At 40.4% G+C, this 24,639-nt stretch carries 25 protein-coding genes, 1 tRNA gene and 1 riboswitch; of the genes, 5 read left to right on the top strand and 21 right to left on the bottom strand.

Features of this window, described 5'->3' with window-relative positions:
* Positions 1-99: 99 nt before the first annotated feature.
* The 11 genes from rlmD to BWR56_RS04465 all read right to left on the bottom strand — a co-directional run bounded on the left by rlmD (position 100) and on the right by BWR56_RS04465 (position 9,494).
* Positions 100-1,455: a 23S rRNA (uracil(1939)-C(5))-methyltransferase RlmD gene (gene rlmD / locus BWR56_RS04515; protein WP_076984527.1), complete on the bottom strand. Its 1,356-nt coding sequence runs from the start codon at positions 1,453-1,455 to the stop codon at positions 100-102.
* Between the two features lie 74 nt (positions 1,456-1,529).
* Complete coding sequence (locus BWR56_RS04510; RefSeq protein ID WP_001227377.1) at positions 1,530-2,504, bottom strand: DUF1002 domain-containing protein; 975 nt, start codon at positions 2,502-2,504, stop codon at positions 1,530-1,532.
* A gap of 87 nt (positions 2,505-2,591) precedes the next feature.
* Positions 2,592-3,194, bottom strand: a complete 603-nt coding sequence (locus BWR56_RS04505; RefSeq protein ID WP_076984526.1) for a lysozyme family protein — start codon at positions 3,192-3,194, stop codon at positions 2,592-2,594.
* Positions 3,194-4,168 carry a nucleoid-associated protein gene (locus tag BWR56_RS04500; RefSeq protein WP_196769376.1) on the bottom strand — a complete coding sequence of 325 codons (975 nt, stop codon included), beginning with the start codon at positions 4,166-4,168 and terminating at the stop codon, positions 3,194-3,196. The genes BWR56_RS04505 and BWR56_RS04500 overlap by 1 nt, the downstream gene beginning before the upstream one ends.
* 7 nt (positions 4,169-4,175) lie before the next feature.
* On the bottom strand, positions 4,176-5,432 hold the full coding sequence (glyA, locus tag BWR56_RS04495; RefSeq protein WP_049505780.1) for a serine hydroxymethyltransferase: 1,257 nt from the start codon (positions 5,430-5,432) through the stop codon (positions 4,176-4,178).
* Positions 5,433-5,481: 49 nt separating this feature from the next.
* Positions 5,482-5,913, bottom strand: a complete 432-nt coding sequence (locus BWR56_RS04490; RefSeq protein ID WP_076984524.1) for a GNAT family N-acetyltransferase — start codon at positions 5,911-5,913, stop codon at positions 5,482-5,484.
* 1 nt (position 5,914) lies between these two features.
* Positions 5,915-6,517 (bottom strand): L-threonylcarbamoyladenylate synthase, encoded by a 603-nt coding sequence (locus tag BWR56_RS04485; protein ID WP_049505778.1) that lies wholly within the window; start codon positions 6,515-6,517, stop codon positions 5,915-5,917.
* On the bottom strand, positions 6,501-7,337 hold the full coding sequence (gene prmC, locus BWR56_RS04480; protein WP_049505777.1) for a peptide chain release factor N(5)-glutamine methyltransferase: 837 nt from the start codon (positions 7,335-7,337) through the stop codon (positions 6,501-6,503). Before prmC ends, BWR56_RS04485 begins: the two co-directional genes overlap by 17 nt.
* Positions 7,337-8,416: a peptide chain release factor 1 gene (gene prfA / locus BWR56_RS04475; RefSeq protein ID WP_049505776.1), complete on the bottom strand. Its 1,080-nt coding sequence runs from the start codon at positions 8,414-8,416 to the stop codon at positions 7,337-7,339. The genes prmC and prfA overlap by 1 nt, the downstream gene beginning before the upstream one ends.
* Positions 8,417-8,425: 9 nt before the next feature.
* Positions 8,426-8,905, bottom strand: a complete 480-nt coding sequence (locus BWR56_RS04470; RefSeq protein ID WP_049505775.1) for a GNAT family N-acetyltransferase — start codon at positions 8,903-8,905, stop codon at positions 8,426-8,428.
* Positions 8,895-9,494 carry a thymidine kinase gene (locus tag BWR56_RS04465; RefSeq protein ID WP_049505774.1) on the bottom strand — a complete coding sequence of 200 codons (600 nt, stop codon included), beginning with the start codon at positions 9,492-9,494 and terminating at the stop codon, positions 8,895-8,897. Before BWR56_RS04465 ends, BWR56_RS04470 begins: the two co-directional genes overlap by 11 nt.
* A gap of 123 nt (positions 9,495-9,617) precedes the next feature.
* Here BWR56_RS04465 and BWR56_RS04460 point away from each other — a divergent pair, with 123 nt between their 5' ends.
* Positions 9,618-9,800 (top strand): 4-oxalocrotonate tautomerase, encoded by a 183-nt coding sequence (locus BWR56_RS04460; protein WP_001117401.1) that lies wholly within the window; start codon positions 9,618-9,620, stop codon positions 9,798-9,800.
* Positions 9,801-9,934: 134 nt separating this feature from the next.
* Entirely contained in the window at positions 9,935-11,308 is a 1,374-nt protein-coding gene (gene mnmE, locus BWR56_RS04455) for a tRNA uridine-5-carboxymethylaminomethyl(34) synthesis GTPase MnmE (protein ID WP_049505773.1), read from the top strand.
* A gap of 46 nt (positions 11,309-11,354) precedes the next feature.
* Here the strand turns inward: mnmE and dapA are convergent, their stop codons facing one another.
* The 4 genes from dapA to BWR56_RS04435 all read right to left on the bottom strand — a co-directional run bounded on the left by dapA (position 11,355) and on the right by BWR56_RS04435 (position 14,448).
* Positions 11,355-12,290, bottom strand: a complete 936-nt coding sequence (dapA, locus tag BWR56_RS04450; RefSeq protein WP_049505772.1) for a 4-hydroxy-tetrahydrodipicolinate synthase — start codon at positions 12,288-12,290, stop codon at positions 11,355-11,357.
* A 56-nt stretch (positions 12,291-12,346) separates the two neighbouring features.
* Positions 12,347-13,423, bottom strand: coding sequence for an aspartate-semialdehyde dehydrogenase (locus BWR56_RS04445; RefSeq protein ID WP_049505771.1), 1,077 nt, complete (start codon positions 13,421-13,423; stop codon positions 12,347-12,349).
* 339 nt (positions 13,424-13,762) lie between these two features.
* Positions 13,763-13,835, bottom strand: a tRNA-Thr gene (locus BWR56_RS04440).
* Positions 13,836-13,938: 103 nt separating this feature from the next.
* Positions 13,939-14,448 (bottom strand): QueT transporter family protein, encoded by a 510-nt coding sequence (locus tag BWR56_RS04435; protein WP_076984523.1) that lies wholly within the window; start codon positions 14,446-14,448, stop codon positions 13,939-13,941.
* A riboswitch (PreQ1 riboswitch) is annotated at positions 14,446-14,542 on the bottom strand. It overlaps the preceding gene by 3 nt.
* A gap of 28 nt (positions 14,543-14,570) precedes the next feature.
* On the opposite strand from BWR56_RS04435, the gene BWR56_RS04430 reads away from it, so the two are divergent.
* Positions 14,571-15,008, top strand: coding sequence for a GtrA family protein (locus BWR56_RS04430; protein WP_076984891.1), 438 nt, complete (start codon positions 14,571-14,573; stop codon positions 15,006-15,008).
* A 79-nt stretch (positions 15,009-15,087) separates the two neighbouring features.
* On the top strand, positions 15,088-15,468 hold the full coding sequence (mscL, locus tag BWR56_RS04425) for a large conductance mechanosensitive channel protein MscL (RefSeq protein ID WP_025170998.1): 381 nt from the start codon (positions 15,088-15,090) through the stop codon (positions 15,466-15,468).
* 41 nt (positions 15,469-15,509) lie between these two features.
* Here the strand turns inward: mscL and hemH are convergent, their stop codons facing one another.
* The 6 genes from hemH to pitA form a co-directional block, all read right to left on the bottom strand.
* Positions 15,510-16,604 (bottom strand): ferrochelatase, encoded by a 1,095-nt coding sequence (hemH, locus tag BWR56_RS04420; protein ID WP_076984522.1) that lies wholly within the window; start codon positions 16,602-16,604, stop codon positions 15,510-15,512.
* A gap of 77 nt (positions 16,605-16,681) precedes the next feature.
* Positions 16,682-17,554 carry a class B sortase gene (gene srtB / locus BWR56_RS04415; protein ID WP_076984521.1) on the bottom strand — a complete coding sequence of 291 codons (873 nt, stop codon included), beginning with the start codon at positions 17,552-17,554 and terminating at the stop codon, positions 16,682-16,684.
* Between the two features lie 75 nt (positions 17,555-17,629).
* Entirely contained in the window at positions 17,630-18,631 is a 1,002-nt protein-coding gene (gene srtB, locus BWR56_RS04410; protein WP_076984520.1) for a class B sortase, read from the bottom strand.
* Between the two features lie 16 nt (positions 18,632-18,647).
* Entirely contained in the window at positions 18,648-19,913 is a 1,266-nt protein-coding gene (locus BWR56_RS04405) for a DUF7601 domain-containing protein (protein ID WP_076984519.1), read from the bottom strand.
* Positions 19,913-20,464 carry a PI-2 pilus system signal peptidase SipA gene (gene sipA, locus BWR56_RS04400; protein ID WP_000924792.1) on the bottom strand — a complete coding sequence of 184 codons (552 nt, stop codon included), beginning with the start codon at positions 20,462-20,464 and terminating at the stop codon, positions 19,913-19,915. The genes BWR56_RS04405 and sipA overlap by 1 nt, the downstream gene beginning before the upstream one ends.
* Positions 20,464-23,049, bottom strand: a complete 2,586-nt coding sequence (pitA, locus tag BWR56_RS04395; protein WP_076984518.1) for a PI-2 pilus tip adhesin PitA — start codon at positions 23,047-23,049, stop codon at positions 20,464-20,466. Before pitA ends, sipA begins: the two co-directional genes overlap by 1 nt.
* A 358-nt stretch (positions 23,050-23,407) precedes the next feature.
* Here pitA and pepT point away from each other — a divergent pair, with 358 nt between their 5' ends.
* Positions 23,408-24,631 carry a peptidase T gene (gene pepT, locus BWR56_RS04390; RefSeq protein WP_076984517.1) on the top strand — a complete coding sequence of 408 codons (1,224 nt, stop codon included), beginning with the start codon at positions 23,408-23,410 and terminating at the stop codon, positions 24,629-24,631.
* The last annotated feature ends 8 nt before the right edge of the window (positions 24,632-24,639 follow it).

Below are 24,639 nucleotides of genomic sequence, written 5' to 3'. Positions count from 1 at the left end.
CACTCAGCGGTTCGCTATCTCCGTTCTGTCTGCGTGCTAGCACTTGTCAATCACGGACAGCTATCGCATGGGCGGAAGTAAATGCTAATCTTCGTCGTTTTACTCCTTGACTAGCAAACTTACCGCCTCAACATGGTGCGTTTGAGGAAACAAATCCACCGGTTGGACTTTCTTCAATTCATATCCCAACTCTTGGTAGAGTTTGATATCACGCGCCATGGTTGCGACATTACAGGAGATATAGGCAATTCGGTCTGCTCCTGTTTGAGCGCTTGCTTTGATAAAGCTTTCTGTCAATCCCTTGCGTGGTGGGTCAACCAAGATAACGGTTGGTTGGATACCTTCCTTGAGCCAATTCCTCATGGCATTTTCAGCTGTGTCACAGACATAGTGTGCATTAGTGATATTATTCAAGGTAGCATTCTTCTGGCTATTCTCTACTGCTTCTGGAATCACTTCAACACCGTAGACTTCTTTGACATGCTTGGCAACGGATAATCCAATCGTTCCAATCCCAGAATAAGCGTCAATCACCACATCATCTTCTCTTAACTCCGCAAAGTCAATAGCTGTTTGATAAAGTTTCTCTGCCATTTCTGTATTGACCTGGTAAAAGGCTGGCCCGGATATTTGAAAGTCATTTCCCAACATCTGGTCCGTAATATAGTCTTGACCATAAAGAGTCTTCCACTCCTTGCCAAAAATCGCATTGGTATTCTGGTCGTTGATATTTTGCATGACAGACACAATCTCCGGGAACTGCTTGATAAGGTGTTCAATCAACTGCTCCACTCGGAAAACTTTAGGACGTGTAGTCACTAAGATAACCATGATTTGTCCGGAATAGTGACCACGACGCACCACAAGGTTCCGAATCAATCCAGACTGTTCCTTTTCATCATAAGGTTTCAAATCAAAACGACGAAGCAAATCTCGTAAAGCCACAATAACTTGGTCAATGACAGGATTCTGGATGAAGAAATCTTCAAGGGGCATAAGGTCGTGCGAATTTTTACGGAAAAAACCAGTTTCCAAGACACCATTCACTCGACGAACGGGTACCTGTGCCTTATTTCGATACTGGACTGGGTGCCCCATGCCGAGCGTTTCAGAGACCTCTACATCTGTAATGCCAGCAATCTTGTAGAGACTATCTTTGACTTGCTTGCTTTTAAACTTGAGCTGCTCTGGATAGGCAAGATGCCCTAAATCAGCGATACCTGAGCGTAGATAAGCTAGGTCAAGGTCTTGGTTACGATAGGGTGACTGAACAAGGTATTCTTCAACCTTCCCATAGCCAATCTTTTTGTTGACTTTAAGGACTCGCATGAGGATTTTCTCAGTTGGTAGAGCATTTTCTACAAAGAAAACCAAACCATCTACCTTAGCAACTCCAGCACCTTCATGGGTCAAATCGACAATTTCAACTTCTACAATATCATTTTTCTTTAGCATATTTTTCACTTTCTATCGGCCGACAAAAAAAGACGGCAACATTTCTGTTACCATCTATTATATCATGAAATGACCTAAGCACCAAAACTCTTGAAAAAGTTGACAATGGCTTGCCACAGGGAGCTAAAGAAGTTGCCCCCGTCTTCTAGCGCTTTATTGGCATCAAAGTTGAGGTTGATATTTTTAAAGCTATCTCCAGCTTGGGAAACAATGCTTTCCTTGAGGTCATTTAGGGTTTTAGTGAAATCAGCATTGTTCAAAATGTCACTCTTTGAGAGGTTAAGTGCAAAATTGATGATGATATTGACCTGGTTTCCTGTTATAACCTGATCAAGTTTGTAGTTTTTTAGCGTGTCTTCAACGATTTTGCGGACATCTTCTTCTGTCAGATTTCCTTTGGCTTCTTTTGCCTTTGCAATTCCTGCCTTGATATCTGCCAAAGCCACATTGAGCTTATTGGCGTCGTAACCTGACTTGTCCTTGTTTTCAGCATTGATATCAGACAAGGCTTTTAGCTCCTCTTGAGCTAGATCTTTATTGGCTTGCGGAACTTTAGCACCATTGGCCTCTAACGAGTAGTAAATCCCAGCAAGGGCGCTCTCACCTGTAACTGGTATAGGAGCTGCAACTGTGATTTTGGCATGCTCAACTCCCAGCGTCACCGCTGCGTTACGGTACATATCCTGCGTCACCTTGGTGATATTTTCTGGCGTTTCAATCTTGACCTCTAGAGGCGACTTATCACCTAGCTTTTGAATCTTAGCCGACGAATAGAGCTGTAGACTAGCATCATTAGCCACATTCATAATTTTCGAATAGATATCAGGTGTCATAGTTTTGATATCTTTGGTGTCTTTTGATGCGTCATAGCCAAGTTTGCTAAGAGTTTGATTCTTCTGGTCTTCGGATAGAGAAGAACCTAGGACGTATTCTGGTTGTACATAGGTTTCATCGATTACTTTTTGAACATCTGTTGCTGCGTGGACACTCGTCATAGCTGTTGCTGCCCACAATACTGCAGCACTTGTTAGAAAGAATTTCTTTCTCATGGGATATTCCCTCCTTTACCTTTCTAGGGTAATAAAACAATCTTAAAGAAAACTTATAGTGAAAAAACACCTGGTCAAACCAGATGTTTAAAAGAAATTAAAGAATCTCATGATATAGAGATTAAAGCGAACCTGTCTCGAGTAGTAATAATTTCCACCATTTTCATAGAGTTCGGCTCCGTGAAAGATAGAAATAGGGTTGATATAGGTGTAGGTCTTCCCTGTAGTATTACCTAGGATTGGAGCGACCGTTTCTCGGGAGTAACGCTTGGCTAGGGCCAGAGTATTTTCCTTGCCATTCTGAGCGATAAAGTCGATATAGGCAGGTCCAAAATTATAGGCTTGAACGGCGGTCCAGACATCTACTCCTTTGCTCTGTGCCAAATAGAGATTATCTGTTAAAGTCTGTACCCCTTGGCGAATACTAGAGGCATCGTCATTGATGGTATTGGTAGCGCCACTAGCAGACTCACTAGACTGCATGACATCCCGCTCTTTTCCCTTCGTTTCGGTATAAATCATGGCGAGCACCAACTCTTCATTGGCTGGAGTATCTCTTTCGCTCAAGATTTCTCGAACCATGGGTTGGTAGGTCATGACTTGTTTAACATCCTGATGGATATGATAAGCTTTGTATCCTGCGAAAAGGAAGACTGCTAGCACAAGCACTCTTCTTATAAATTTAAACATTATTTACTTTGAATATCCTCGATATTTTTGATTAAGATAGAATAGGTTCCATTGTCATTTTGGATAAACTCGACCGATTCCGCATCTTGATAGACGTTATTGGGAACGATGAGCTCGATTCCATTTGACAAGGAAAGTTTTTGGTTTTCAAATTTCTTGAGCTGACGACTGGCATCAATTTCATCGAACTGGACTGGTTCTGGTACGGCTTCCTTAACTTGGTCAATAAAGCTTAAACGAGCTGTCAGATTGTTATCAAAAAGATCATTAGCCAATTTCTCAGGAGACAACTCATTGTTTTCTTCAAGATTGTTGAAAATCGCTGATTTGACCTTGGATTGAAACTGAAAATCATCTGTGTTAAAGGACTCAGCAATTTTCTGGGCTGTTTTCTCCAGTTCCTTGATGGATTTCTTGGGAGAGATCTTAGGTGCGACAGCTAGGAGATTTTCTGAAAAATAGTTCAAAAAAGTCCCATTGTACTTGATGCGTTTTTCTATCAGGTGGTACTTGCGACTTTGAAGATTGACGACCAAGGCCTCATCAGCCCCCGTTCCAAATCCAGGCAAGTTATTCTGAGTTAGCTTGATTGGATTATCAACTTCTCCCCCAAGGTGGGTCAAGGTTTCCCGTAGAGCAATTCGCAAGAAAGCGAAATGTTCCACGCCTTCTTTAGAAAACTGAACAAAAACCAAGTCATTGGTCTTGAGATTTTCTGAAATACTGAATTCCTCTTTCCAAAGATTCGCCAGGGTTACTGATGTCTCCAACAAATCATCTGTGATGTGATTGAAGAAGGGATTTTCTTCTTCGAAAATCCCAGTCTTGGCTTCATCTGAATACACGCGTTCGATTTTTTTACGTAGGTATTCCTCGATTTTTGGAGTGATATTGAGAAACTTATCCGCTAGAAACAGCTCGGTATCATCCGGGCTGAACTGATGGATAATAGCTTTCTTAATATAAATGTCCATAAAAGTATTAGTCCTCGTATAGTGGGAAGGCATCTGTCAACGCTTTGACTTCACTTCTCACTTCTTCTAAGACAGCCTCATTTTCTGCATTCTTAAGGGTTTTAATGATGAGTTCAGCCACTTTACGGCTTTCTTCTTCACCAAATCCGCGTGCAGTGATGGCTGCTGCTCCGATACGAATTCCACTTGTCTTGAATGGTGACAAAGTTTCGTAAGGGATTGAATTTTTATTTAGGGTAATATTAACTTCATCCAGCAAGTTTTGAGCCACTTTTCCGTTTTCAACAACCTTAGTCACATCAACAAGGAAGAGGTGATTTTCAGTACCACCAGAAATGATACGGAAATCAGGGTCTTGCAAGAAGACACTAGCCATAGCCTTGCTGTTCTTGATAACATTGGCAGCATATTCCTTAAAGGCCGGATCCAAAACTTCTTTGAAGGAAACCGCCTTAGCAGCCACAACATGCTCCAAAGGACCACCCTGAATACCTGGGAAAATAGCAGAATTGATTTTCTTAGCTAGGTCCTCATCATTTGTCAAAATCAAGCCACCACGCGGTCCACGAAGGGTTTTGTGGGTCGTTGTTGTAGTGATATGAGCGTATGGTACTGGGCTTGGATGAAGTCCAGCTGCAACCAAACCAGCGATATGGGCCATATCGACCATGAGCTTAGCACCAACGGCATCTGCGATTTCACGGAATTTTGAGAAGTCGATAATTTGAGAATAGGCTGAAGCACCTGCTACAATTAATTTTGGTTTTACTTCTTGAGCTTGTTTCAAGATAGCATCAAAGTCCAAGAGTTCCGTTTCAGGATCCACACTATATGACACAAAGTTGTATGTTTGACCTGAGAAACTGACAGGAGCTCCGTGAGTCAAGTGTCCACCCGCTGCCAAATCCATCCCCATAACGGTATCACCTGGCTCAATCAAGGCCATGTAAGCCGCACAGTTGGCTTGGCTTCCTGAGTGAGGTTGGACATTGGCGAATTTAGCACCAAAAATTTCTTTTGCACGTTCAATAGCTAGAGTTTCTACCACGTCTACTACATCAGTTCCACCATAATAACGGCGTCCTGGGTAACCCTCGGCATATTTGTTTGTCAAGATAGACCCTTGAGCTTCCATAACTGCCTTGGAAACCACGTTTTCCGAAGCAATCAACTCAATGTTGTTTTGTTGGCGTTCTTCTTCTTTGGCAATAGCATTCCAGAGATCAGCATCGTATGCTTTAAAATCGTCTTTGTCAAAAATCATAGGTCTTCTCCTTTATAGTGTGACTGGTCCTTTAGTTTAAGAAAATATACTAAAAGATGCGAATAAACCGTTTCTGCACTTTATCACAAGTATAACCAACTTTTTCATAAAATGCATGAGCTCCCAGACGATGATCAGCAGAGTTTAAGCGGATAAACCCATAACCCCGTCTTTTTGCTTCTTGATCCAACCCTTGCAGTAAGCTTTTACCGATACCTTGCCCTTGTGCTTGAGGCGAAACCGCAAAGCCTAAAATATTAAATCCTGCTTTGGAATAGAGGGATTCATAAACTTCAGCATGGACATATCCAAGTAGGACATGGCTGACCTCATCCTCATAGCCAAGTAGGAAATGATGAGAATCCTGAGACAGTCTAGTTAGTTGACTAGCTGTGTCCTCTGGACTAAAAGAATAGCCCAAAGCCTCTTGGTTAATCTCACATATAGCATTCACATCTGTTTCTTGCAAATTTCTTAGCATCTCATTCCTCCTCAAAAGAAATCTCTGGCAACTGTGCAAGAATATCTTCTCGCTTAATCGCCCCCTGGCGTAAGATTTTCACCTTATCTCCAGACAAATCCAAAATCGTCGAATCCTGTCCAGTTAGAAAAGCGTCGTCCTCCAGCCCCAAAACCTCTTGGTCAAAATCCTCTAGAATTTGAGCAAAGGTCACTCCACTCGCCTGACCCGAGATATTGGCAGACGGCCCAATCAAAGGACCTGTCTCTCGAATCAAATCAAGTGTAATGGGGTGACTCGGCATCCGAAATCCGACAGTTGCAAGACCAGAGTTGACCCAATAGGGAACTCGGTCATTGGCTTCGAGGATAATGGTCAAGGGACCCGGTAAAAAGGCCTCTACAAGCTTTTGTAGATAAGTTGGCTGATTCTTTGAAAAGTGCAAGATATCCTCTAGAGAAGCGACATTAAGATTGAGTGCCTTGTCTCTGGGACGACGTTTTAGTTGGTAAACATGGTCGACAGCTTTTTCATCTAAGGCCTTAGCAAAGAGACCATAAACTGTCTCGGTTGGTAGAACAACAGCCCCGCCCTTTTCCAACTCTTGTCTAATCCTGTCCATCATCAACTACAACCATCCTATCTTGACCAAATTGGTCCTTGAGTGTTCGTACCCGTTTTTCAGGAAGATGTTTCCTAAAAAGCGCAGGAACACTTTGACCTTGCTTGTATCCAATTTCAAGGTAAATCTTACCACCATCTGTGAGATAGTCTTTTGCATCTTCCGCAATTCTGCGATAAATAGCTAGGCCATCCTCATCTGCAAAGAGAGCTAGATGAGGTTCTGAATGCAAAACATTCAAACCGACCTCTGACTCATCTTTACGAGAGATATAGGGTGGATTGGATACAATTATATCATATTTTTCAGAAATTTCTGCAAAACAATCAGATTTTTTAAAAAATATATTAAGATTTTGATTTTTAGCATTCTCTGATGCAAGCTCTAAGGCATCTTGGGAAATATCTGCTGCTGTCACTGACCAATCTGGTCTGTTTTTTGCTAATGCGAGAGCTATGGCGCCACTTCCAGTTCCGATATCTAGGACCTTAAGCTTATCCTCAAGATTTTCGACTAGGATAAGTTCCACCAACTCTTCTGTTTCTGGACGAGGAATCAAAACCCGCTCATCCACTTTTAACTGCATTCCAAAGAAATCTGCGTGACCAATGATGTACTGCGCCGGTTTGTGAGCCACTAACTGCTGGTAAATTTCTTCTACAAAATTTTCTTCCTCTTTTGTCACTTCCTGCTGAAGAGCAAAGACAAAGTCCGTAAAAGAGAGATTTTTTAGGCTACGATAGACAAAAGAGAGGCTTTCAGCTTCCTCTCCTTGTCTAACCAACTCTTCTTCAAAATCTGAAAATAATTGAGCTAATTTCATTATTTGTTTAATTCTTCTAATTTTTGTGTTTGGTCATAAAGAACCAAGGCATCCACAACTTCATCCAATTTACCAGACAAGATGGTATCTAGTTTTTGGAGAGTCAAGCCAATACGGTGGTCTGTGACACGGTTTTGTGGGAAGTTATATGTACGAATACGTTCTGAACGGTCACCAGTACCGATAGTAGACTTACGTTCAGCGTCTTGTTCATCCTGGGCAATTTGTGCAAAGTGGTCAGCAACACGCGCACGGATGATTTTCATGGCCTTCTCACGGTTTTTCTGCTGGGTACGTTCTTCCTGCATCTCAACCTTGATATTGGTTGGCAAGTGAACGATACGCACGGCAGTCGCAACCTTATTGACGTTCTGACCACCAGCACCAGATGCGTGGTAGATATCAACACGAAGGTCTTTTGGATCAATATCGTATTCTACTTCTTCCACTTCAGGCATGACAAGGACTGTCGCTGTCGAAGTATGTACACGACCTTGGCTTTCTGTCACAGGGACACGTTGCACACGGTGGGCACCTGATTCGTACTTAAGCTTAGAATATACAGATTGACCAGAAACCATAGCAACCACTTCCTTGAAACCACCGACACCATTCATAGAAGCTTCCATGACTTCAAAGCGCCAGCCTTGGGCTTCCGCATACTTTTGGTACATGGTTAGAAGGTCTCCAGCGAAAAGTGCTGCTTCATCTCCACCAGCTGCTCCACGGATTTCAAGGATGATGTTCTTATCATCGTTTGGATCCTTTGGAAGGAGCAAGATTTTGAGTTTTTCTTCGTATTCTTCTTTTTCAGCCTTGGCATCTTTGAGTTCTTGCTTGGCCATTTCTTCCAAGTCCGCATCTCCGCCTGATTCTTTAATCATCTCTTCGGCATCAACGATGTTTTGAAGAACTTGTTTGTACTCACGGTAGGCTGTTACCGTATCACGAGTTGAAGCCTCTTCTTTTGAAAGCTCCATGAAGCGTTGGGTGTCTGAAACGACATCAGGGTCACTCAGCAATTCTCCTAATTCTTCATAACGGTCTTCTACAGCTTGTAGTTGATCATAGATGTTCATTTTTTCTCCTTATTTCTCAATTGTTAAATCATAGATTGCTACTACTTCGTTCTCAAATATTTCCCCAGTTTCTTTAAATCCATAACCGAGGTAACAAGATCTTGCATGTTCATTTTCTGGTTCATAAGACAACCAAAGTTTATTGCCTAAACCTGCTGGCGCTGTCCGAACATAGTCCAGCACTTTATCCATAATTGGTTTAAAATATCCTTGATTTTGAAAATTCTTATCAATCATAAAACGAAATAGTAAATAATTTCCACTACTAATTCCGATCTTTTTATCATAAGCTATCATCACAAAACCTATAATTGCATCATTATCATAAACTGCCAATGGAGCTACAAAATCTCCATTTTTAGTGTAGACATATGCTTCAGCTAAACTAATTGCGTTGGTTGCAATGAATTGTTTTTGATATTCCTTGACATCCAAATTCAAAACATCAAAATAATTTCCCATTGTAACATCTCTTAGTTCAATTGTCATAGTTTTGCTCCTTATTAGATGATATCATTGGGGCAAAATAATGTTTTCGGCAGACTGATATATAGGTTTCATTGCCACCGATTTGAATTTGTTCGCCATCATAGACTGGCACGCCATCTTGAGTTCGCAACACCATGGTCGCCTTTTTCTTACAATACTGACAGATGGTCTTTATCTCATCGATTTTATCTGCTAAAAGCAAGAGATATTTGGAGCCTTCGAACAATTCATTGCGAAAGTCATTCTTCAAACCAAAAGCCATGACAGGTATGTCTAACTCATCCACCACACGAGCTAGGTCGTAAACATGGTGACGCTTGAGAAACTGAGCCTCATCGACCAACACACAGTAAGGTTTTTCAGGTAAGTCTCGGATATAGCCGAAGATATCTGTCGTTTCCTCAATCGCAATGGCTGGTCGTTTCATGCCGATTCGACTCGACACATAGCCAACACCGTCACGCGTATCCAGAGCCGAAGTCATAATCACAACTCCCTTTCCTTGCTCCTCATAGTTATAGGCTACCTTAAGAATCTCAATCGTTTTACCTGAGTTCATAGTCCCATAACGATAATACAACTGTGCCATGCTTCTATTTCACGTCCATTTCTAAATTTTTGCTACATTCTAGTATATCATAATTTTCTGAAGCTTTAAATGGCAAAATATGGTAAAATATAAAGAAATAAAGAATCCACGGAGGAAACCATTATGCCATTTGTTCGCATCGATTTGTTTGAAGGACGTACGCTCGAGCAAAAGAAAGCTCTTGCTAAGGAGGTTACTGAAGCAGTTGTCCGCAACACAGGAGCACCTCAGTCTGCTGTTCATGTCATTATCAACGACATGCCTGAAGGAACCTATTTCCCTCAAGGTGAAATGCGTACCAAATAAGCAAGCTTAAGCAAATTTGCTTAGGCTTTTTCAATCTCCAAGTAGCATCCATTGAAGAAATAACCTAAATTTGTTACAATTTGAAGAGATGTTTGGATACATATCCTAAGAAAAGAAATACAAAAGGAATTAGTATGATTACACGTGAATTTGATACCATCGCTGCTATCTCTACTCCACTAGGTGAAGGGGCCATTGGTATTGTCCGTTTGAGCGGAACAGATAGTTTTGCTATTGCGCAAAAGATTTTTAAAGGCAAGGATTTGAGTAAGGTTACCAGCCATACTCTTAACTACGGGCATATTATTGATCCTTTGACTGGTAAGGTCATGGACGAGGTTATGATTGGAGCTATGAAATCTCCAAAGACCTTCACTCGCGAGGACATTATCGAGATTAACACCCACGGTGGGATTGCCGTCACCAATGAGATTCTCCAGTTAGCTATCCGTGAAGGAGCTCGATTGGCTGAACCTGGTGAATTTACCAAGCGCGCCTTTCTAAACGGTCGTGTAGATTTGACACAGGCTGAGGCGGTGATGGACATCATCCGCGCCAAGACAGACAAGGCTATGAATATTGCAGTTAAGCAATTGGACGGCTCCCTTTCTGACCTCATTAATAATACCCGCCAAGAAATCCTCAATACACTTGCCCAAGTCGAGGTCAATATCGACTATCCTGAGTATGATGATGTTGAGGAAGCTACTACTGCTGTTGTCCGTGAGAAAACTATGGAGTTTGAGCAATTGCTAACTAATCTCCTTAGGACAGCACGTCGAGGTAAAATCCTCCGTGAGGGAATTTCAACTGCCATCATCGGTCGTCCCAACGTTGGGAAATCGAGCCTGCTCAACAACCTCCTGCGTGAAGAAAAGGCCATCGTTACAGACATCGCTGGTACTACCCGTGATGTCATCGAAGAATACGTCAACATCAATGGTGTTCCTCTCAAATTGATTGATACAGCTGGTATTCGGGAAACAGATGACATCGTGGAACAAATCGGTGTCGAACGTTCTAGAAAAGCCCTCAAGGAAGCTGACTTGGTACTACTAGTACTAAATGCCAGTGAACCACTGACCGCCCAAGATCGCCAACTCTTAGAAATCAGCCAAGATACCAACCGCATTATTCTACTTAATAAAACGGATCTTCCTGAAGCGATTGAAACTTCGGAACTACCTGAAGATGTCATCCGTATTTCAGTTCTTAAAAACCAAAACATTGATAAGATCGAAGAGCGTATTAACGATCTCTTCTTTGAAAATGCTGGTTTGGTCGAGCAAGATGCTACTTACTTGTCAAATGCCCGTCATATTTCCTTGATTGAAAAGGCCGTTGAAAGCCTACAAGCAGTTAATGAAGGTCTTGAGCTGGGTATGCCAGTTGATTTGTTGCAAGTTGACTTGACCCGTACTTGGGAAATCCTAGGAGAAATCACTGGAGATGCAGCACCAGATGAACTCATCACCCAACTCTTTAGCCAATTCTGTTTAGGAAAATAAGAAAAATCCATGATCGTTCTTTCAATCATGGATTTTATTGTCTTCATTAGTAATCTGGTCTAAGGACACCTGTTACGGTTGCCTTAGTTGCTTCGTAGTCACCATCTACAACAACCTTGATGATGCGTTTAGCATCTTCTTCTGGTGCTGGAACTAGAGGTAATCGAGTTGGTCCAGCTTCAAATCCCATATAGTTCAAAACAGCCTTAACTGGAGCAGGACTTGGATAAGAGAAGAGGGCGTTGACCTTAGGAATGAATTTACGTTGAATAGCTGCTGCTTTCTTCATATCGCTTTCTGCAATGGCAGTGAGCATCTCGTGCATCTCATCTCCATTTGTATGGGAGGCAACAGAAATAACCCCATCCGCACCAAGGTTCATGGCATGGAAGGCATCTCCATCTTCACCTGTATAAATCAAGAATTCTTCTGGCTTGTGCTCAATCAAGTAAGCCATATTGGCCAAGCTGGTACATTCTTTAACACCGATGATATTTGGATGGTCAGCCAAACGAAGCAAGGTTTCTGGAGTTAATTCAACAACTACACGCCCTGGAATGTTATAGATGATAATAGGTAAGTCAGAAGCATCTGCAATCGCTTTAAAGTGCTGATACATTCCTTCTTGAGAAGGTTTGTTGTAGTATGGTACGATAGCAAGTCCAGCAGCGAAGCCACCAAAGTCTGCGACTTCTTTGACAAATTCGATCGAGTCACGTGTATCATTGGTACCTACACCCGCAATCAAAGGAACGCGTCCATTAACAATCTTTTGTACAGCTGCAAAGAGTTGCAACTCCTCATCGTGAGTCAAAGTTGGACTCTCAGCAGTTGTTCCAGCTAGGAGAATGCCGTCTGTGTGATGGGCCAATAAATGCTCAATCAAGGCTGGAATGGCATCAAAGTTGATGGAACCATCCTCATGGAAAGGGGTAATAAAGGCTGTGATGATTTTACACTCTTTTAAATCTTGATAAGACATGAGAAACACCTCTCTATTTCAAAGAAGGAGTTCATCTGAACTCCTAAACGATATGACTATTTTAATTCAAATTTCAACTCAGCTGTTGGACGAACCAATCCACGTTCGTGAAGTGTTTCTGCGATCTGAACTGAGTTCCAAGCAGCACCTTTAAGAAGGTTATCTGAAACAACCCACATGTGGATTCCTTTTTCAGCATCCAAGTCTTTACGGATACGACCAACAAAGGTATCACGTGAACCAACTGCATTGATGGCTTGCGGATAGATTTGATGCGCTACGTCATCCTCAAGAACAGCACCTGGAAAGGCTGCAATAGCTGCTTTCACTTCTTCGATTGGAGCCACTTCTTTTGTTTCGATATAAACAGACTCAGAGTGAGCTGACAAGACAGGAATACGCACACATGTTGCAGACACTGCGATGCTATCATCTTCCATGATTTTCTTCGTTTCCTTGGTCATCTTCATCTCTTCATAAGTGTAATCATTGTCAGTAAAGACATCGATTTGTGGAAGAGCGTTAAAAGCGATAGGATAGTGTTTCTTGTCACCACCTGAAGGCAAAATTTCCGCATGCAAATCACGTGGATTCACACCGTCATTCAAGACTTCACGGAGTTCACGTTGTGTTTCAAGAATCGCTCCCATACCAGCACCTGAAACCGCTTGGTAAGTTGAAACTATGATACGGTCCAAGCCCCATTTTTGACGAACAGGCTCAAGAGCCACCATCATTTGGATTGTTGAACAGTTAGGGCAGGCAATAATTCCGTTGTGGGCATCAAGTGCATGAGCATTGACCTCTGGAACAACCAGTGGTACATCTGGATTTTGACGGAAATAAGATGTGTTATCTACTACTACAGCTCCAGCTTGAACTGCGTATGGTGCATACTTAGCTGATGTCGAACCGCCTGCTGAGAAGAGTGCAATATCAACACCCTCAAAAGCGGTCTCAGTCGTTTCTTCAATCGTAATATCTTGGTCTTTAAATTTCAAAGTCTTGCCTGCTGAACGTGCAGAAGCAAGGTAACGAATTTTTTCGATAGGAAGTGTTGATTCTTCCAACATTTTTATCATCTGAGCTCCGACAGCACCTGTCGCGCCGACTACAGCAACTGTATATCCCATAAATAACCTCTTTCGGAATTTTCTAAAAATTTCTATAATAGAAGTATTATACTACTTTTTCTAAAAATTGAAAAGTATTTTTGAGTTCTAATTTCTGAAAATAAAAAATCCCTAGCCATTGACCAGGGACTAAGAGGCATCTTCATGTGATGAGCAGGTTCACACAACTCATCAAGGTCCGCTCCTGCGTTATGACCTCCTTATGCTCAATAGTAGTCCGAAGACTACCTATCGACTCATCGCAGGTTTTATTCTACTATGCTTTGCTGACTTTGTCAAGGCTAATGCGGGGTAAATATAAAAAACTCTCGAATATCAAGAGTTTTACTGTCTATTTCATGCTAATTGCCGGGATTGAACCGGCGACCTCATCCTTACCATGGATGCGCTCTGCCAACTGAGCTAAATCAGCTTACCTAAAAAGTATACTATAGTTCTATGCTATTGTCAAGCGCTCTTTTTCTTTTCTGGAATGAAAAAAGCTAGATTTATCAAGTATCTAGCTTATAAACTTCTTATTTTGTTAAATCGATTCGCTGTCCCAGTTTTCCGATTAGGATTGCACCAACGATAAGCGATGCAAACTCTCCAATTCCTGTAGAAAACCAAGTGAAAAAGAATGGAGCTTCAGCAACGATATGAAGTTCTGCTGCAATGGTAATCATTGAAATTGAGAAGAGGATTGAAAAGAAGAAATGATCTTTTCGAATCAAACCATTGAACAAATAGTCTTCCTTATACTTGCTAAAGAGCCAAACACCTAGACTAAGGAAAATTAGAGTAGATCCTCCACCGACAAAGACATCAATTATGCCAAAACTAAAGAAATTAGCAATCATACAACCAATCGTCACACCGATGATGTATTTAGGGTTGTAAAAAGCCAAAAAATTCATCATCTCAGAAATACGGAACTGGTAAGCACCGTAGCTAATAGCATTTAGTGGTGGGGTAATGGTCAAAACCACATAGATAGCAGCAACAATAGCAATATCTGCCATGTCGCGAACAGTTAATTTTTTCATGTTTTCTCCTTTGGCGGTTTCCCGCGTAAAATATGCTTGGTGAAAGAAGCTAAGCACCAAGGGTTGAGTGAATCAACCTTACCAGTATAGCACAATATATGACTTTATGCTATACTAAAATCATGAAAAATCAAATTAAGGCTTTTTTTGATAATGAAATCCTCTCCTATCTATTTTTTGGTAGTGCTACTACCTTGGTATCTATTTTATCACGTTTAGCTATCTATCATATCAGCCATCAGGAAATCCTAGCAACTGCACTGGCAAATATTATCGGTATTCTTTTTGCCTTTATCACTAATGATACATTTGTTTTTAAACAAGAGAGGAAGAATTGGCCAATTCGACTAGTTAAATTTTTCTTAGCTCGTCTCTCTACTCTTGGTCTGGACCTTCTTTTAACTTATATCTTTGTTACAACCTTTCCTGATGTTATTGGCCAGTTTGTTAAATATAATATAGATAGAGTTAATACTATCGAGACCATACTAGCACAGATATTGATCATTATTTTAAACTATATTCTCAGTAAAATTTATATTTTTAAAGGGGGCAACTGAGAACTTTGAGCGTTCAAGTTGCTTTTTGTCACAATTTAGGATATAATAAATTAGAAAATTAGGAAAGGAATTTATGAAAATGTTAAAGGATCTTAAAGCATTTTTGCTTCGTGGTAATGTCGTTGACCTCGCTGTCGGTGTGATCATTGCCTCTGCATTTGGTGCTATCGTTACTTCATTTGTTAATGATATCATCACTCCACTTCTCTTGAACCCAGCCTTGGAAGCTGCGAAAGTACAAAATATCGCTGAGCTTGCATGGAATGGTGTTACATATGGTAAATTCTTGAGCGCTGTTATCAACTTCCTTGTTGTGGGTACAGTTCTCTTCTTCGTTATCAAAGGTATTGAAAAAGCGCAAAACCTCCGTAAGAAAGAGGAAGTGGTTGAGGAAGCTCCTGCTGCTCCAACTGAACTCGAAGTTCTTCAAGAAATCAAAGCTCTTCTTGAGAAAAAATAAGACAAATAAAGGATTTAGCTTCAAGCTAAATCCTTTTTTCTTTACTCTTTTGGTAACTTCCCAGCCTTTTCGAGCATTTTCTTAATCAAGTAAGGCATCTTCACATTTTCACGGCCTTTTTTCTCAATGAGTTTTTTGACAAATTCTGGCATCTGAAGATCGTCTGTCTCCTCCATGATGTCCTTTGTAGTTGCCGAAGGCGCTAACTCATCAAATGTTTCTTCTTCTGGGAGAAAAGCTTTAAATTCTTTGTCTTCATTGGCTCGTACAGTAGCAACTAAAGCGTCAATTAAACGGCTATCTGTATTGGGCATAGGTGGACGATGGTAGGTGACACCTAATTCTTGACACAACTCATAACATTCTACATCGTTGTCAAACAAGACTTCAATGTGCTCACTGATAAAACTAATCGGGATAAAAATATAATGCTCGGGATGTTGCTTTTGTTCTCGTAAATACTCTAAGACATCTGGCTTGATCCAAGGGATTCCAATATCGCTTTCGCTCTGCCAAGTATTGGTATACTGGTCAGCTGTTAGGCCGAGTTGTTCAGCAATTAGCTTGCTATTATCGAAAATCTGATCAATATAAGGATCTCCATAGTCTAAGGCGAAAATGGGAACACTGTGAGCTGAAAAGATTACCTTGAAAGTTTCTTCTCCCACATGATTTCGTAAAATTTTGCTAATCTCATCTGTCCAGAAGTCCAGCAAAGGCTGTTGTTGATACCAGTCCTTAATTACTAAAAATCGGATCTGCTGACTTTCCAAAAACTTTTCATACCCCATCACCGAGTAAAAGGAATAATGAGGTTCCAAAATCAAGCAGATACATTCTTCAACACCATCAGCTTCCATCTGCTTGATCACGTCTGGAATAAAGGGGCGAGAAAACTTATTGGCAAAGTAGATACCGTACTCCTCCCCTATACGTTCTCTTACTAAAGCAACTTCTTCCCTTGTAATCCGCTGCAAAGGTGTCCCACCGATAAGGACGTAGTTGTCATAGAGGGTCTGAATCTCGTGGTCTTGGGGTCTAACACCACGACGAATGTTTGTAAAAAATTCTGCGACTCCTTCAAAACTAATCTCCTCTGGAGATCCAAAGGTCATCATTAATATTGCTTTTTTCATGTTATTATCCTTATGTTATTATTTTCACTATCTATTCTATCATGAAAGAAAAAAATAGTAAACGCTTCCGACGTCTACTATTTCTTTTTGTCTTTAGTCTTTTTATCTCGTCTCATGATTAGGATGATAACGACAAGGAGTAAAATAACGATAATCAGGAGAAGAAAGGCAAGGATATAAATCCAATGCGTTGGTAGCCCTTGATCGAAATACCGCGTCCCTACAGCTTCTCCACTTTTATCCTGGGCTGCTTTTACTGGTGCATCCGTTATTTTAGCTAAGAGGATATGTCGTCCGTTGGTAATGTTAAGGAAACAGGTGCTTAACAAAACAATCTTGTCCGTTGAGGTCAAGGAGACATCTCGCTTGTACTTGGCTTTACTTAGCAAATACTGATAGTAAGCCTGGTGTTCCTCATCGTTGGAACTCAAAGTCCGGTAAATCTCCGTGTCATAGGCATCCACTTCTAAAATCCCAAAAATCTCAAGACCACGTTCACGACCATTGTAGTAGATAGAACCATAGCGATGATTTTCAAAAAAATCTTGATCTGCAAATTTTTGAATCTCCCCAAACATAGCACCAGAAGCCATGGAGTGACCGTAGATAATAGTGTTAAAGTCAGTAAAATTTGGATTAAAACGATAGTCTAGAAATATAGAACCTGACACAGTATAATCGCCAAAAGCATTGCGGTCAAGGTATTTGACATTGTCCTGACTCTGCAAGAGGGGATAGTCTACCTTGGTCCCATCGAGGCTAATCCAACCACAAACATCCTTGTTGAGGTGCTGCAAGGTTTCAAAGCCCGTACTGCTGGCATCCTTTTCAATGGGATTATAATGATCGTAGTCACTCGCAAGTACTCTATCAGCTGTAAAAAGACAGAAAAAAGCTAGAAAGAGGGATAGAATGACCTTTATAACTTTGCGACTCGTACTTGTTTTCATATTTCCTTCTTTCTCCTTTCTAGCCTTGAAAATAAAAGAGCAAGAGAGGCTGTCCCTTTCTCTTTTATTGGTAGTTTAGTCAGTAATGGTATCTTCCCCTTCTTCCTTTGCTTCTCTTCTACGACGCAAGATCAAGTAGAGGATGATGAGCAAGAAGATCAATAGCAAGAGCAAGATAAATAAGATGATATACCATATCCACAAAGGTATCGATGAGAGAAATCGTCCGAGCGACGAATCATCAAAGACACTGTAAGGGAATGGTTTTGATTTTTTCGTATGGAAGGTGTTCTTTGGAACCGTATCCGTAATCTTGGCAACTACGATATGTCTCCCATTTGTTACGTCTAGGAAACAGGTACTGAGAAGGATGATATGGTCATTTGGCCCCAGTGTAATGTCTCGTTTGTGAATGGCAACCGAGAGTAAGTGATCGATATATTCTTGGCGCCGATCATCCCCATTAATACCTGGATCGTAGATGTTAAAGTCATAGGCGTCCAACTCGAGCATCTCAAAGATCTCAAGACCTTTTTCTACGCCATTATAGTAAATACTACCGTAGCGATGCTGGTCAAAAAATTCCTTATCAGAAAACTTTGCTACATCTCCAAACATAACCCCATTTTCTACATGGTGTCCGTAGATGATGGTATTAAAGTCTTCGAACTTGGATTCATTTCGAGCCTCAAGGAAAATAGCTCCCGTAGCTGCAAACTCTCCTTTTGAGTCCTTGTTCAGGTATTTTTCATTGTCTTTGGCTTGAACTAAGGGATAGTCGATATTGGTGCCGTAGACATTGATCCAACCGAGAACCTCTGGATTGACTTGCTGTAGCTTGTGGAAGCCAGAAAAACTAGCAAGCTCATCCTTCTCAGTAGTACTCACTGGTCTATAGGCCTCATACTCACTTGATGAAGCCTGAGAATAAACCTGATTGGCATCCCAAAGGGCGTAGAAACCAAAGAGAAAGACTAAGGCTGCCAAGAGGAGCAAGATATGATTCATCAATGCATCTACAGCAAGTACCAGACGCCTAGACAGACTCCTTTTTGGTTTCTCACGCTTAATTTTCATAAGTCAAACCACTTATTTAAGCTTGTCTGCGTTTTTTAGACAAAACAACAAATCCAGCCAAACCAAGACCAATCATCAAGATGAAAGGAAGGTTGTCAATCAAGAGACCAGTAGGGGTAACGTCTTGAACGCTATTGGTGATTGTGTTTTCATTTCGTTTTTCGCCAACTAAAATACTATCTTGAGTCAAATCAGCTGAAATTCTGCCTGCTTGAGTTTTAGATACTCCATTTTCCCAATAAGCAGCTGAAGCTGTATAGCCCTGAGATCCTGTTTCAACCAATTTATAACGAGTACCTGCTGGGATTGTATCAAATACTAAGGATTGATCATGGTGTAGTGTAATTATTGTTTCTTTTCCGTATTCGAAAGTTTTAGAAACATTCCCGATTTTTCCTACAATAGATGTTCTATCTTCAGTAGATGCTTTTTTGAAAGTAAGCTTGAAAGTGAAATCTTTCGATTTATCTGCAGTTCCTCCTGAAACAACTTTTTTAATTACTAATGAGTCAACTTTAGGATTAAACTTCGCAAGGTGCGGATTATTAGGATGGGGGTGATTTGGATCTGTTATCTTACCAGCATTTTTACGATAGATATTTGTGAACAAATCATATTTGTAAGTAGGCCCTTTTTCAGATGGTTTCACTTTAGCTGTGGCCCCTGTTGTTTCTTGTTTAAAGTACACAGATGAGATATAGACACCACTCGTTGATTTATTTTTTACAATAACATGCATTTCATAGCTACGATTATCATATGTCATTGAGTCAATTGCATCATCACCTCTTTGAATTGCTCTCCAACCGTCATTTTGTTTTTCAGCTACAGTATAGACATATTCTCCAGCGTGTGTGTAAGTCACGTTTGCAAAAATATTTCCAGTTTCTTTCTTAATACTAGTTTGATTTGGTTGCAAAACATCTCTTTCAGAATAATTAATTGTTTTATCTGCTATTTGACCGTTTGAAGCATTGATTGTTTCATATGGTACTCCGTTATTCGAGTTACCGTTTTTCGGAGTGAAAGTAAAGGTAAAGTTAGCTAGTGGTGTAGTGATTCCTTCTGCAATATTCAACACCTTGTTAATGGATACTTGTGCATTTGTTTCTCCATTGGACATTGCGGTTGCATCAGAGCTTTCATCCGCAAATGTTGGCACTCCTCTAAAGACCGACAAGGCGGTTACAGCTGCAATGCTTGCAGTAACTAATTTTTTCAAAAATGTTTTTTTCATGATTATTCCTTTTATTTTTAAATTTCTTTTTTCATAAATTATCATCAAAAGCCCCGTCGCCTTAGGACTGTTACCACCTTGCCATGGGTATCCTGTATAGGAATGGTTCCAAAAGCACGACTATCTACAGCCGTTGTTCGATTGTCTCCGAGGACAAAGAGTTGTCCTGCTGGGACTTTCATTGGGAAGGTAGCCCCTTCCTTATAGAGCAGCGTTTCTTTGTAGATATCCTGCTCTTGTTGAGGAGAACCATTGATGATGAGACCATTTTCGTTTATATCGATCGTACTTCCTTCGGTTGCTATGACACGCGCCACTCTTTCCTTGCCCTTATAACTATAGACGAGCAGATCACCAATCGAATAACGTTTATCCAACCTATAGTAGACAACCAAGTCGCCATCTTTTAAGGCTGGCTTCATGCCATCGTCATTATATCTCAATAGTCCAAAAACAAAAAAGTAAAGGGTGGCCAGTACAAACCCAACCATCAGAAGCTTACTGACTAAGTAGAGGATATCTCCCCATACACTCGGCGGAGACTTATCCCGATTGACTTGTGTTACCGTTTTCTTATATTTCTTTTTTAGTAGCATTATTTTCTCCTATGCACCACTAGATATCCGAGTAGGATTGTAAAGAAGATTCCTCCTAGCGGAAGGATTATTCCTAACATGAGTGTACTGCTGAGGAAGTCAACTCCGGTTTCAGGTACACTATTCTTATTATTCGTGACTGTCGCGGACTTGTCCCCATCAAGCTTGCCTTCTTGATTTTCATAAGAAACCTGATATCCACGAGAAGAGTTTGATTCCTCTTCTACGGTATAGTAACTATCGAGTGGAAGTCCATCAATTTTTATGGTTTGATCTTTGTTGAGGTCAATAGACGCTCGACCATTCGTAAATTGCAAAGGAGTTCTTTTATTATTCACCGTTGCATTATAGGTTCCATTCAGTGGACTATTCTGAGCATCCCTAATGTTAATGGTAATCTTAAAAGATTTTAATAGATTGGCAAATACCCCAGTAATCTTTTTTGTAACGGATAAACTTGGAAGCTTGTGATTCGTAACAGTGCTGGTTTCGTCTTTATTCAGATCACCCTCTTGATTCTCATATGTAACGTGGTAACCGTTCGTTGATGCCGCTTCTTCTTCAACTTTGTAATGAGTTCCATACGGGAGATACTTTAGAGATTTTTCGGCATTATGTGTTAATGATATTTGAGCACGTCCATTAGTAACTTTGATATCACCGAAAGTACCATTTATAGGATGTCGTTCTTTATCAGTTAGTTCGATGTTAATATTAAAACTCTTATTTGATGTATCTTCAGGAACTAATATCTTCCTTATCGTCAAACTAGGTAATTGACGATAAAATACTTTAAAGGTTGGCGATTGGTCCGTTCCTTCTTTTTTTACTTCCTTAGTAAAACCGGGAACATCAGGAGCTATAAGATCATATTGATAACCCTTAGCTACTTTTTCAAAATTGGAAGTTTCACTTAGCTCACCTGCTTCTACTCCAACACTAGTTTTCCTGTATTCATTCTTGTCAGTTCCACCACTCTTGCCCTTTTGAATTAATTTAAAATCTAAAGCCTTAGGTTGACTAGCTGTTACCGTGTTACTTCCATTAACGCCTTCCCACTTCACTTCCACTGGAACTGTTAATGGATCTGAAGGCTTAAAGGTTGGGTTATCAGTGTATTCTTTGGTCTTAGTTTGTGAGGTGCCTATTCCATAGGAATATGTGACACTGGCACCTTTATTGGAGTAGAGTTTATTGACATCAGATCCCTCAGCATCACCAGCCTCTAGTTTTTTATCACCAGCAATGGCATCCAGGGCTTCTTGACTTGATGTAACAGTGAATTTTAGAACATATCTAGCTCCATCTTCTAAGGAATAATTAGGAGAAAATTTAGCTGTAACTTCCACTAATCCTTCTGACGTTGTCTTGGAATCAAAAGTTACTTGATTTTCGGTTAATGTTTCACTACTACCAGCCTTTTCTTTCACTACACGAAACTCTGACGATCCGTTTGGTAATAGCTGGACATACTTAGAAAGAACATCCTTGATGGTCACGTGGTGAATTCCCAGTGGCAGAATCTTATCAGTGATATCTTTAAAACTGTCCCGTAACTGGTCTTCATTGTTTGCGGATAGAATTTCATTAGGAATTGAAGAATTGTGGTACCTGATATAATACTGCAAACTGGTAATACTATCGACATTATTTGAATAACGAAACTTAATAGAGTAAAAGCCAGCTAGTTTTGGAGCGAGACTATAGGCGAGATTATTGATAGATACATCTAAATTATTCCAGAACCAATCTGGTGCCGTTTCTGATCCATCTTGATTATTATAGTTATAAACTGTATAACCACTGTCGTTGTAATACATATTGGCAAAACCATCTGAAAGAACAATAACAACCTTCTTGGCATTTGGTCTTGCACTATCTATCAATTGATTAGCAATACGAATACCCGCGCTAATATTGGTTCCTGTACCGATTCCTGATTCAGTCCCTATTGATTGACCACCAGCAATTCTCATATTACTGACTGCAGTCTTTGAACCACTAGCATCGTTATTCCAATTTAAAATTGTTTCCGCATCATCCCATGGGGATACACCATCATAAAATGCTGTTCTCTCTTCATACGGCCAATACCGATACCCCCACTCCCATTTTCGGTAGTAGGAATTCCATGCTTGTTCCGCAAACTTATTATCAATCTTTCCACCAAAACCTACCATAGATAATCGATTATTTGAATTGGATAAAATGGTATCAATTAATCCCTGACGATTTCGAGTTCCTTTAAGGGTATTTTTTAAAGCATCCAATCTTGTAATTGTTCGACCAGTAGAAGAAGGAACATCTCTCTTATTCATACTTCCTGACAGGTCTGCTACTAAAACAACATCCAAGGGATCCGTTTGGGTCTCTGTTCCCAGTTTGGATGTGATATCCAATGACAACTCATACTTGTCATCCTGTCCTGGTATCGGAGTAATCGTTTTACGAAGAGTTGTCTGAGGTTCTGTAGTAGAATCTGCATTTAACAGACTTATCGGAGCACACAAAAAGAGAATAGCTAACAGTGTAACTAAACGGCGCGCAATAATTTGAACTTTCTTAAAATCGAAGCGAATGTTCATTTTATTCTCCTTAACTAGAATGTACTAATATCATTACTATATCAATCTAGGGCATTTACAAGATAATTGTACAATAAAGTTCACGCAGTGTCAATTAATATGATTGATTTTATATTATGTTAATTAATAAAAGAGTATGATTCTTCTTTGTCTTTCAAACTTTTCTATGGTAAAATGAAAAAAGAATAAAAAAATCTCATAAAATATCAATGCATATATTTTAATCTAAAATATCCAAGATTTCATTTAAAAGTCTATTGAATTTGAATTATTATATTTTTTTAAAATTCGTGAAATTTTCAGAATGAGGCTTTTTCCGAAATTTGCATTCTATTTTATGATTGTTAAAGGAGTTTTTATGACTTATCCGAACCTTTTAGATCGTTTCTTGACCTACGTTAAGGTCAATACGCGTTCTGATGAACACTCTACTACTACTCCAAGTACGCAAAGCCAGGTTGATTTTGCGACCAATGTTCTTATTCCTGAAATGAAACGTGTTGGTTTGCAAAATGTCTACTACTTACCAAATGGTTTTGCTATTGGTACCTTACCAGCTAATGATCCAAAGCTCACTCGCAAAATTGGCTTCATCTCCCATATGGATACTGCTGATTTTAATGCTGAAGGTGTGAAGCCGCAAGTTATCGAAAACTATGATGGTGGAGCTATCGACTTGGGTGATTCTGAATTTAAACTCGATCCGACTGATTTCAAGAGCCTTGAGAAATATCCAGGTCAAACCCTCATCACAACCGACGGTACGACCTTGCTAGGTGCTGATGACAAGTCAGGGATTGCTGAGATTATGACTGCTATCGAATACTTGACTGCCCATCCTGAAATCAAGCATTGTGAAATTCGTGTTGGTTTTGGACCAGATGAAGAAATCGGTGTCGGTGCCAATAAGTTTGATGCAGATGACTTTGATGTTGACTTTGCCTACACTGTTGATGGTGGCCCACTAGGTGAACTTCAGTACGAAACTTTCTCAGCAGCTGCTGCTGAATTGCATTTCCAAGGGCGCAATGTTCACCCTGGTACTGCTAAAGGACAGATGGTCAATGCCCTTCAGCTTGCCATTGATTTTCATAATCAACTTCCTGAGAATGACCGACCAGAACTGACAGATGGTTACCAAGGTTTCTATCATCTCATGGATGTGTCAGGTAGTGTTGAGGAAGCACGTGCAAGCTATATCATTCGCGATTTTGAAAAGGATGCCTTTGAAGCTCGTAAGAAAGCCATGCAGGACATCGCTGACAAGATGAATCAAGAGCTTGGGAATGATCGCGTTACCTTGACTCTGACAGACCAGTACTACAATATGAAGGAAGTCATTGAGAAAGACATGACACCTATTACTATTGCTAAGACTGTTATGGAAGATTTAGGTATCACGCCTATTATTGAACCAATCCGTGGAGGGACAGACGGCTCTAAGATTTCCTTTATGGGAATCCCAACTCCTAATATCTTTGCAGGTGGTGAAAACATGCATGGACGCTTTGAATACGTCAGCCTTCAGACAATGGAGCGTGCAGTAGATACCATCATTGGCATTGTATCCTATAAAGACTAAAAAAGACG

This window comes from Streptococcus oralis, assembly GCF_001983955.1.
In the GTDB taxonomy this organism is placed as follows: Bacteria; Bacillota; Bacilli; order Lactobacillales; family Streptococcaceae; genus Streptococcus; species Streptococcus jiangnanensis.
This window is presented reverse-complemented; position numbering and strand designations above follow the sequence as displayed.